Genomic DNA, 9266 nt, shown 5'->3' with positions numbered 1-9266 from the left:
CGCGGACCGGGGGCTTGTCGCGGTTCGACAGGGGCAGGAAGCCGATCAGGCGGCGGACCTCCGCGAGGGCCTCGAGATCGTTCTCGAAGGCGCCGTCGGCGACGCCCGACTTGCCAGCGTGGACGCGGGCGCCGCCGAGGTCCTCGTGGCTGACCACCTCGTTGGTGACCGTCTTCACCACGTCGGGGCCGGTCACGTACATGTAGGACGTGTCCTTCACCATGAAGATGAAGTCGGTGATGGCGGGGCTGTAGACGTCGCCGCCGGCGCAGGGGCCCATGATGACGCTGATCTGGGGGATGACGCCCGAGGCCAGGGTGTTCTGGAGGAAGATGTCGGCATAGCCGGCGAGGCTCTCCACGCCTTCCTGGATGCGGGCGCCGCCGGCGTCGAACAGGCCGATGATGGGGGCGCCGTTGGTCAGGGCCATCTTCTGGATCTTGACGATCTTGGCCGCGTGGGCGCCCGACAGCGAGCCGCCGAAGACGGTGAAATCCTTGGAGAAGACATAGACCAGACGGCCGCCGATCGTGCCGCGGCCGGTGACCACGCCGTCGCCGGGGATGCGCTGCTTCTCCATGCCGAAGTCGTGCGAGCGGTGCTCCACGAACATGTCGGTCTCCTCGAACGAACCCTCGTCGAGCAGCACCTCGATGCGCTCGCGGGCGGTCAGCTTGCCCTTGGCGTGCTGGCTGGCGATGCGTTTCTCGCCGCCGCCGAGACGGGCCGCGGCGCGGCGGGCTTCGAGCTGTTCGAGGATGTCTTGCATGGGGCGTCTCCTTGAGCGCGAGGCTTAAGGAGGGCCGGAGGCGGAGGCAAGCGCCCCCGCCTTCCTCAGCCCGAGAAGCCCTGCCCCAGCGGCTCGGGCGCGGTCATCGCCGCCAGCCGCTGGAGTTCGGCGACATGGGCGGCGAAGGCGGTCCGGCCGGCGGGGGTCAGCGACAGCCAGGTGCGCTGACGGCCGGCGTGGGCCTGTTTGCGCAGCCGGACGTAGCCCGCCTCCTCCAGCTGCTTCAGGTGTTTGGACAGGACGGAGTCGGACACGGCGATGGCGTCGCGGACCATGGCGAACTCGGCCTCGTCGGCGGCCGACAGGATAGCGCATATCTGCAGCCGGCCGGGGGCGTGGATGACGGGGTCGAACTGCGGGACCCGGCTCATTCGCCCGTCCCCATCTCGGCCCGGTATACGCGCCGCCAGATGCGCGAGCCGATCAGGGCGAGCCCGAAGGCGACCGCGGCGGCGGCGGCGAAGACCAGGCCGACCGGAACGTCCGAAGCGGTGCGCCTCAGATAGACCACGCCGAGCATGACGGCGGCGAAGAGCAGCCCCATGGCGATCGCCACCCAGCGGGCCCGGCGCGGCGAGACGCCGGTGATGCGCAGCCCGGTGCGGCGGCTCTCGTGCTGGAAGATCAGCGCCAGGGCGAGCACGCCCAGGGTGCTGGCGAGGACATTGAAGGGAATGTCGAGGGCCTGGCCCCCGACCATGCCGGCGACGATGGCGGCGTAGGTCAGGTCGTAGCGCCAGCCGCCGGCGGCGACGCGGTCGTGCACCGTGCGGCGCGAGCGGGCGATGGCCTCGAGGGCCTCGGCGGGGGTGGGGTCTTCAGACATGGACGGTCCTCACTTTCTGATCTGGAAAGTGACCATGACTTTCCAGATCGTCAAGTGAAAACTTTCCACCTTGGAAAGTTAGATTTCCAGCGCCCGGAACCACCGCTCCAGCAGCACCGCCTCGGCGCGGCGGGCGGCGGTGCGTTCGGCGGCCTCGGCGTCGACGCCCCACTGGCGTTCCTGGAAGGCCTCGTCGAGGCGCGACAGCTCGAACGCCGCCTCGCCCGCGAGCACGCCGCGCTGCAGGGCGAAGGCGAGGACGGCCGAGCCCAGCAGGGGCGCGGCCATGGCCAGGCCGGTCAGGGCGAAGTCGTCGAGGCGCAGGGCCAGCTCGCGCACCCGGGCGATGGCGGCGGGATCCTGGGCCCGGTGGATGATCCCCTCGGCCGGCTCCAGCACCACGCCCAATTCCAGCGCGGCCCAGTCGCGCCACGGCGTCCATTCGCGGGCCTGCTCCACCGCCAGCGATGTCGGGTGCTCGGCGAGGTAGCAGACGAGGTCCGTTCCGGCGAAGGCGGCGATCTCGCCGGCGACCGCCTCGCGCACCCGGCCGACGCGGTCGATGGCGGTGGAGGCGAGCCGGGTGGCGGGCATGGTCCCGGGATCGATGAACTCGCCCTGGGCGGCCCATTCGTCGGCGACGAGGCGGGCGGCGGCCTCGGTCGGCAGGGTCAGCTTCGCCCCGGCGGGCGTCTTCGGCGTGCGGCCGTCGAGGGTGACGCTCCAGCCGCCCTCCCCTCCCGCCACGTCGACGGCGTTCCAGAAGCGTTTCAACCGCTCTTCGGACTCGCGGAAGCCCTTGCGGGCGGCGACGTTGGGATCGAGGGGCGGGATGTGGCTCATGTCGGGGCTCAGGCGGGGCGGGTCGTGTCGGCGAAACCGTCGAGGACGACGGTCAGTTCGGAGAAGGTGCGCGCCACATGGCGGGCGCCGGCGGCGACCTGTTCCTCGACGGTGTGGAAGCCCCAGGCGACGCCCAGCGGCAGGACGCCGGCGTTGCGGGCCATCAGGATGTCGTGGGCGGTGTCGCCGATCATGACGGTGCGCGACGGATCGCTGTCGCAGGCGGCCATGGCGGCGTGAAGCATGGCCGGATCGGGCTTGCCGGGGCCGTCCTCGGCGCAGTGGGACGACAGGAACATGTCGGCCCAGCCCTCGCGGGCCAGGTTGCGGGCCACGCCGCGCCGGTTCTGACCCGTGGCCAGCGCCAGCCGCCAGCCGTCGCGGTGCAGGCGGCGCAGGGTGGCCGTGGCCTCCGGATAGAGCGGCTCCTCGTGGCCTTCGTCGTACATGCGCTGGAAGCTGGCGCGGAAGCCGGCGGTGAACCGGGCCAGATCCTCAGGGTCCAAGCCGGGCTCGAGGGTCGCCATGGCGTGTTCCAGCGACAGGCCGACGATCTGGCGGACGCGGTCGTAGTCCGGCTCGGGCAGGCCGATGTCGCGCGCGGCCTCGCAGGCGGCGCGATGGATCGAGGCGCGGCTGTCCACCAGGGTGCCGTCGATGTCGAAGACTGCGAGGGGTCTCAAGTGTCTCCTCCCTGTCGCGCAGCGATGGGGAGGGGGACCATCCGGGGCCGAAGGCGCAGGATGGTGGAGGGGTGAGGATCGCGCACGGGCGGAACCCCTCCACCGCTTCGCGGTCCCCCTCCCCATTCGCAGGCGCGAACGGGGAGGAGACGGATCGGTCCACTCATCGCACCCGCCTCACGCCTTCGAATGGATCGCTCTCGTTCCCTTCCGCCTCCTCGAAGCCGAAATGGGCGAAACCCGCCTTCATCTCGGGGCTGAGCGGGGCCACGACCTTCAGCATCCCGCCGCGCGGATGCTCCAGCTCGATGCTGCGGGCGTGGAGCTGGAGCTTCAGATTGCCCGACAGTTCGCGCGATTTCTCGTCGCCGTATTTGGGATCGCCGAGGATCGGATGGCCGATGCCGGCCATGTGGGCGCGCAGCTGGTGGGTCCGGCCGGTGAAGGGTCGGAGCGCCATCCAGGCGGCGCGGTGGGCGGCGCGGCTGATGGTGGCGAAGGCGGTCTCGGCCGGTTCGGCGCGCGGGTCCTTGCGGTCGGCGGGGCGCATCATCTCGAAGTCGTTGATGCCGGTCTTCTTCAGCGGCATGTCGATCTGGCCGGCGGCGGGCTTGGGGTTGCCGATGACGATGGCCCAGTAGGTCTTCTTCGCCTGACGCCGGGCGAAGGCCCCGGCCAGCCGCTTGGCCGCCTCGGGTCCCTTGCCGAGCAGCAGGACGCCGGAGGTGTCGCGGTCGAGCCGGTGCACCAGACGCGGGCGGTCCATCCCCTCCCCCCAGGCCGACAGCAGGCGGTCGACGTGGCGGCTGGTCTTGGTCCCGCCCTGCACGGCGAGGCCGTGCGGCTTGTTGATGGCGATGACCATGTCGTCCTCGTAGAGCACGAGGGACCTGGCGAATTTGATGTCCTGCGGGCTGAGCGTGTGGGCGTCGCCGGCCTGACGCGAGGTGTCGTCGGGGATCGGCGGCACGCGCACGGCGGCGCCGGCGGTCAGCCGGCCCTCGGGCTTGATGCGGGCGCCGTCGACGCGGATCTGGCCGCTGCGGGCCATCTTCTGCACCTGGATGTTGGACAGGTGCGGCCAGCGCCGGCGGAACCAGCGGTCCAGCCGGATGCCGTCCTCGGCCTCGGCGACGTAGATCGTCTGGACCTCCCGCTTCGGCGTGTCAGACTTTTCGGCGGTCTCGTCGGTCAAAGGGCGGCTCCGAAGGCGCGGCGGGCGACCATCAGGCCGACGAACAGGGCGGCGATCGACAGGACCACCGAGGCGGCGGCATAGCCCCCGGCCATGGCGAATTGGCGGCGCTCGATCATCAGCGCCGTCTCCAGCGAGAAGGCGCTGAAGGTGGTGAAGCCGCCCAGCACCCCGACGGCGGCGAACAGGCGGATCGACTCCCCGTGCAGCCCGCCGCGGAAGGCCAGCCAGCCCGCCACCAGACCCATCAGCAAGCCACCGGCGACGTTGACCGCCAGCGTGCCCCACGGCCAGTTCGAGGCCGGGAACAGGCGGAAGGCCCATGCGCCGACGCCATAGCGAACGACGGCTCCGAGGGCGCCCCCTGCCGCGATGAGGAGAAGTCGTGTCATCATGGGCGGCTTATACACATCACGACCGCATGTGTGAGCGCCTGGCGTGCCGGCGCTCCTGACTGAAACTTCACTTGCCGGACGGTTCGGTTAACGGCGATACCGGGAACGACGGCGCAGCTTCGCGTCGTGAGAGAACGGCGTCGGCGCGGCGGTGCGATCTGCTACGCTGGCCGACCGACCAGAAGGACCGCCGGAAGCGCCATGTCGCACGACGACCATAGCCACGCCCACGATCCGCATGGAGCGCCTCTCGACGGCGGCCACGGCGGACAGGGCCATGACGCCCGGGTCGGCGATCCGCTGCATTCCGCGGCCAATCCGCCACCGCCCGGCGCGGCCGACCACTCCGAGCGCGCCATTCCGGCCGCCGGGCCGCCGCGCGGACTGGGCCCGGCCCGGTCGGACGAGGGGATCACCCGGCCGATCGGCGACAGCGACTATTTCTCGACCGACCCCGCCGTGGTGGCCAACATCTCGGCCCATATCGACGAGTATTTCAACCAGCCGCTGGACATCTTCCCCTTCTGGGAGACGGAGGGGAAGCCCGACCGCTTTCACGTGCTGTTCGCCCGCCAGATCGAGGAGCGGTTCCCGGCCGAACAGGACATCCGCAGCCGCATCCACGCCTATGGCCGCAGCGTGTTCAAGGCGCTGTGCGTGCACGTCGCCGTCAAGCGGCTGAACCAGGCGCTGGCGCTGATCGGACTGATGCTGCTGGCCACCTTCGGCCCGACCCTGTTCGCGCAATGGACCGGGACCGAGCCCATGGGGCTGGCGCTGGCCGGGGGCGGCATGCTGCTGGTTCTGGCCGGCTTCTGGGGCCTGAACGCCATCCTGTTCATCCAGTACCGCTTCCGGCTGGAGAACGACTCCTACGAGCTGTCGCGCGAGATCGTGCAGCGGACTCGCGAGATCCAGAACCTGTTCACCAACGCCCGGGCCCTGTCGGACCAGGCCGAGACCCAGTTCCAGCAGGACGGCAAGGGCTGGGGCCAGCGCGCCATGTTCCTGACCCGGCTGACCATGTGGCTGGGCGCGCGGATGGAGTATCTGGAGAAGCACGTGCAGATGGAGCTGTGGCGGGTGCGGCGCGAGCGCTACTGGATGCGCTGGTTCGCCCGGCTGGTGACGCCGCTGGTGCTGCTGGTGTGGCTGGCGGTGTTCGCGCTGGAGCCCGTCCCGCAAGGACACGAGGCGGCGTTCCGCGGCCTGCAGGGGCTGGCGGTGCTGATCGGGGTCGTCGTGACCTGGCTGTCGTATTTCCGCTGGCAGACGCCGGTGACCGCGATCCAGGACAAGCTGGGCGTCGAGGGCTGGGTCCGCTACGCCTCGCTGGACGTCGACAATGCGGTCGGCGAGCAGGTGCGGCGCGACAAGGAACGGCTGGTCGAGTACCGGGCCCTGACGCGGGGCGGACGCTAGGGCGCGGTCCGCCACCCCAGGCTGTCGCGAACGCTGCTGGCGTCATAGGCGTTGGGCCGGTCGGGCGTCTCGCCGTTGCCCATCACGACTTCCAGCGTCGTCGAGGTCGGCGACGGTCCGCTGAAGTTCAGGCCGACGCCGACGCCGACCCCCGAACTGCGGTAGTCGCCATAGCGGCCGCTGTAGCGGCTGGATCCGGCGCCGATGGAGACGCTGGGGCGCATGCCGCCGGCGCTGTCGAGGCGGCCGTCGGTCCAGCGCTGGGTCACCTCGAACCAGTCGTAGCCCTGCGCAAGGGTCAGTTCGGCCGCGCGCAGCAGGGCGTAGTCGGCCACCGGCCCCGGCGCGCCGACGCCGTTGTAGGTGACGCGGAAGCGGTTGGATTCGATCCGCTGCTCGGCATAGCCCTGCCCGTTCGGCCCCATCTGGGGACCGTAGGGGGCGAGGCTGGCGCAGGCCGACAGGGCGAGGCCGGCGGCGGCGATCAGGGGCAGGCTCAGGCGGTTCATGGCGGAGCTCCGGGCGGTTCTCTGAATTAGCGCCGGGCGGCGGGGAATGTTCCTACAGTTCCGCAGCTTGTCTGAGGGCCTCGAAGTCCTCGGGAAGCGGCGCCTCGACGGTGCGCTCGCCGCCGTCGGGGTGGGGGAAGGTCAGCCTGGCCGCGTGCAGCATCAGCCGGGGTGCGGCGCGGCCCGCGAAGGTCAGGGCGCCGCCGTAGCGGGGATCGCCGACCAGCGGGCGACCGATGTGGGCCATGTGCACCCGCAACTGGTGCATCCGCCCGGTCAGCGGCTCCAGCTCGACCAGGGCCCCGTCTTCGGAGGCCGACAAGGTGCGGTAGCGGCTCTGCGAGCCCTGGGCGCCGGGGGCGTCGAAGGCGCAGACGCGCATATAGCTTTCGCGGCCGATCTCCTGACGCACCAGCGGGGCGTCGATCGCGCCGGACCGTGGTTCGGGGGCGGCGGACACGAGAGCCAGATAGGTCTTGCGGAAACGGCGCATCTGCAGCGCCTTGCCGAGGAACCCGGCCGCCGGCTTGGTCCTGGCGGCGAGGATGACGCCGGAGGTGTCGCGGTCCAGCCGGTGGACCAATTCGGGCCGCTTGCCGTTGGAGCGCATGAAGGCCCACAGCAGGTCGTCCAGCGTATGCGCCTTGATCCGCCCGCCCTGGCTGGACAGGCCCGCTGGCTTGTTCAGGACGAGGATGTGCGGGTCCTCGTGGAGCACCCACGAACGGACGGCGGCGATCTCGCCTTCGGACAGGGAAACGGGGGAGCGGTCGGTCACCGCGCGTGCATACGCGAACCGCCCTCCCCCGTCAGCCCGTCAGCGGGCGGTCAGCGCAGGACGCCCTTCTTGCCCATGGTCCAGGCGTACCATGCGAGGAAGGCTGCGATCAGGGTGATGACGTAGGGCATGTATTTCATCACGGCCATCGCCGGCGGCAGCTCCGGCATCGGGTTCATGAACTGGCCGTAGACGAGGCTGACCAGCGCCCCGAGCAGCGAGAGGGCAAAGGCGTGAACCGCGAACCGGCTGCGCATCAGCAGCAGGATGGAGCCGAGGACGGCGCCCCAGACGCCGGCGATCCACGGCGCGTACATCCAGGCAGGCATGGCGTTGTAGTAGTCGATCATGGCCTAGTCGAAGCCGGAGGCGCGGAAATAGGCTTCGCCCTGGGTCGTGCTCATGATGAAGTCGTAGCCGCCGAAGCCATTCCACAGCAGGCTCAGGACGCCCACCGCCCAGAGGTGCCAGGGCGTGCGCGTCGTCATCGAGGTATCGGTCATTGTCCCCTCCCAAGGATGTCCGGTGGGGAAGAATGATCCGAAAACGTGGTTACGGCAACGGTTACCCTTCTCGCGGGTCGCCGGCCTGGGCCTTCGCCCGCAGCGCCGCCCAGCGGTCGAGCCGCTCCCTGACCTTCGCCTCGTGCCCCTCGCCTTTAGGATCGTAGAAGACGCGGCGCTCCATCTCGTCGGGGAAGAAGTTGGCGCCCGAGAAGCCCTCCGGCGTATCCGGGTCGTACTGATAGCCCTTGCCGTAGCCGAGCGACTTCATCAGCTTCGTCGGAGCGTTGCGGATGTGGGCCGGGGGCGTCAGCGAACCGGTCTCGGCCGCCGCCCGCTTCGCCGCCTTGAAGGCCTCATAGACCCCGACCGACTTGGGCGCGGTGGCGAGGTGGACGACGGCCTGGGCCAGGGCCAACTCGCCCTCGGGGCTGCCGAGGAAGTCGTAGGTGTCCTTGGCCGCATTGGCGACCAACAGCGACAGGGGGTCGGCCTCGCCGATGTCCTCGACCGCCATGCGCACGATGCGGCGGGCCAGATACAGCGGGTCCTCGCCGCCGTTCAGCATCCGGGCCAGCCAGTAGAGGGCCGCGTCGGGGTCGGATCCACGAACGGATTTATGCAGCGCGGATATGAGGTTGTAGTGCTCTTCTCGACTCTTGTCGTAGGCGGGGGCGCGCTTCTGCAGGATGCCGGCGAGGGCCTGGACGTCGAGGGGCTCCGACCCGGTCAGGTCGAACAGCACCTCGGACATGGTCAGCAGGTAGCGGCCGTCGCCGTCGGCCAGGGCCAGCATCGCCTGACGGGCCTCGGGCGTCAGCGGCAGGGGCTTGCCCTCCTGCGCCTCGGCCCGGATCAACAGTTGATCGAGGGCCGCGTCGTCGAGCCGCTTCAGCACATAGACCTGCGTCCGCGACAGCAGGGCGCCGTTGAGTTCGAACGACGGGTTCTCGGTGGTGGCCCCGACGAGGGTGACGATCCCCTCCTCCACGAAGGGCAGGAAGCCGTCCTGCTGGGCGCGGTTGAAGCGGTGGATCTCGCCGACCTGAAGAAGGCGTTTGAGGCCGCCCGTGCTCGGCGCGCGGCCGGCCAGGCCACCCTGCTGTTCGTCGATGAGATCCACCGGTTCAACCGCGCCCAGCAGGACGGCTTCCTGCCCTATGTCGAGGACGGCACCGTCACCCTCGTCGGCGCGACCACGGAGAACCCGAGCTTCGAACTCAACGCAGCCCTGCTCTCGCGCTGCCAGGTGCTGATCCTGCGGCGCCTCGACGAGTCCGCGCTTGCGACCCTGATCGCCCGCGCCGAGGAAGAGGTCGGCC

General features: G+C 70.3%; 13 protein-coding genes and 1 pseudogene. 2 read left to right on the top strand and 12 right to left on the bottom strand.

The annotated features are described in order from the left end of the window. The 7 genes from VEA62_RS14375 to crcB form a co-directional block, all read right to left on the bottom strand. Positions 1-769, bottom strand: a 769-nt coding sequence (locus tag VEA62_RS14375; protein WP_324823035.1) for an acyl-CoA carboxylase subunit beta, incomplete at its 3' end; no start/stop codon positions are given. A gap of 65 nt (positions 770-834) precedes the next feature. Further along, a complete protein-coding gene (locus tag VEA62_RS14370) occupies positions 835-1161 on the bottom strand; it encodes a transcriptional regulator (protein ID WP_324823034.1) in 327 nt (108 codons plus the stop codon). Continuing rightward, entirely contained in the window at positions 1158-1616 is a 459-nt protein-coding gene (locus VEA62_RS14365) for a hypothetical protein (protein WP_324823032.1), read from the bottom strand. The genes VEA62_RS14370 and VEA62_RS14365 overlap by 4 nt, the downstream gene beginning before the upstream one ends. 78 nt (positions 1617-1694) lie before the next feature. After that, complete coding sequence (locus VEA62_RS14360) at positions 1695-2459, bottom strand: ATP12 family chaperone protein (RefSeq protein ID WP_324823030.1); 765 nt, start codon at positions 2457-2459, stop codon at positions 1695-1697. 8 nt (positions 2460-2467) lie between these two features. Further along, entirely contained in the window at positions 2468-3142 is a 675-nt protein-coding gene (locus VEA62_RS14355) for an HAD-IA family hydrolase (protein ID WP_324823028.1), read from the bottom strand. Between the two features lie 163 nt (positions 3143-3305). Beyond that, the gene (locus VEA62_RS14350) at positions 3306-4337 is read right to left on the bottom strand and encodes an RluA family pseudouridine synthase (RefSeq protein WP_324823026.1); all 1032 of its coding nucleotides are present in this window, start codon (positions 4335-4337) and stop codon (positions 3306-3308) included. Further along, positions 4334-4729, bottom strand: coding sequence for a fluoride efflux transporter CrcB (gene crcB, locus VEA62_RS14345; protein WP_324823037.1), 396 nt, complete (start codon positions 4727-4729; stop codon positions 4334-4336). The genes VEA62_RS14350 and crcB overlap by 4 nt, the downstream gene beginning before the upstream one ends. A 204-nt stretch (positions 4730-4933) precedes the next feature. On the opposite strand from crcB, the gene VEA62_RS14340 reads away from it, so the two are divergent. Further along, positions 4934-6154 carry a hypothetical protein gene (locus VEA62_RS14340; RefSeq protein WP_324823024.1) on the top strand — a complete coding sequence of 407 codons (1221 nt, stop codon included), beginning with the start codon at positions 4934-4936 and terminating at the stop codon, positions 6152-6154. Here VEA62_RS14340 and VEA62_RS14335 read toward each other — a convergent pair. The 5 genes and pseudogenes from VEA62_RS14335 to VEA62_RS14315 form a co-directional block, all read right to left on the bottom strand. Then, positions 6151-6663, bottom strand: coding sequence for a CC0125/CC1285 family lipoprotein (locus VEA62_RS14335; protein WP_324823022.1), 513 nt, complete (start codon positions 6661-6663; stop codon positions 6151-6153). The genes VEA62_RS14340 and VEA62_RS14335 overlap by 4 nt on opposite strands. A gap of 52 nt (positions 6664-6715) precedes the next feature. Next, on the bottom strand, positions 6716-7441 hold the full coding sequence (locus VEA62_RS14330) for an RluA family pseudouridine synthase (RefSeq protein ID WP_324823020.1): 726 nt from the start codon (positions 7439-7441) through the stop codon (positions 6716-6718). A 50-nt stretch (positions 7442-7491) separates the two neighbouring features. Further along, on the bottom strand, positions 7492-7791 hold the full coding sequence (locus VEA62_RS14325) for a hypothetical protein (protein WP_324823018.1): 300 nt from the start codon (positions 7789-7791) through the stop codon (positions 7492-7494). 3 nt (positions 7792-7794) lie between these two features. Beyond that, a complete protein-coding gene (locus VEA62_RS14320) occupies positions 7795-7944 on the bottom strand; it encodes a hypothetical protein (protein ID WP_324823016.1) in 150 nt (49 codons plus the stop codon). Between the two features lie 61 nt (positions 7945-8005). Then, positions 8006-9010: pseudogene (locus VEA62_RS14315) on the bottom strand (replication-associated recombination protein A); the annotation flags it as partial. On the opposite strand from VEA62_RS14315, the gene VEA62_RS14310 reads away from it, so the two are divergent. Continuing rightward, the coding region (locus VEA62_RS14310) for an AAA family ATPase (RefSeq protein ID WP_414641913.1) at positions 8975-9266 on the top strand (292 nt) is incomplete at its 3' end. The pseudogene VEA62_RS14315 and the gene VEA62_RS14310 overlap by 36 nt on opposite strands.

The sequence above is a fragment of the Brevundimonas sp. genome (assembly GCF_035627475.1).
In the GTDB taxonomy this organism is placed as follows: domain Bacteria; phylum Pseudomonadota; class Alphaproteobacteria; order Caulobacterales; family Caulobacteraceae; genus Brevundimonas.
The sequence above is the reverse complement of the archived record's forward strand: the minus strand, read 5'-3'. Positions and strand labels throughout refer to the sequence as shown.

Excerpts from the sequence above, each read along its gene's own strand:
- VEA62_RS14370 (WP_324823034.1), bottom strand. The coding sequence starts at position 1,161 with ATGAGCCGGGTCCCGCAGTTCGACCCCGTCATCCACGCCCCCGGCCGG.
- VEA62_RS14365 (WP_324823032.1), bottom strand. The coding sequence starts at position 1,616 with ATGTCTGAAGACCCCACCCCCGCCGAGGCCCTCGAGGCCATCGCCCGC.
- VEA62_RS14360 (WP_324823030.1), bottom strand. The coding sequence starts at position 2,459 with ATGAGCCACATCCCGCCCCTCGATCCCAACGTCGCCGCCCGCAAGGGC.
- crcB (WP_324823037.1), bottom strand. The coding sequence starts at position 4,729 with ATGACACGACTTCTCCTCATCGCGGCAGGGGGCGCCCTCGGAGCCGTC.
- VEA62_RS14340 (WP_324823024.1), top strand. The coding sequence starts at position 4,934 with ATGTCGCACGACGACCATAGCCACGCCCACGATCCGCATGGAGCGCCT.
- VEA62_RS14335 (WP_324823022.1), bottom strand. The coding sequence starts at position 6,663 with ATGAACCGCCTGAGCCTGCCCCTGATCGCCGCCGCCGGCCTCGCCCTG.
- VEA62_RS14325 (WP_324823018.1), bottom strand. The coding sequence starts at position 7,791 with ATGATCGACTACTACAACGCCATGCCTGCCTGGATGTACGCGCCGTGG.
- VEA62_RS14320 (WP_324823016.1), bottom strand. The coding sequence starts at position 7,944 with ATGACCGATACCTCGATGACGACGCGCACGCCCTGGCACCTCTGGGCG.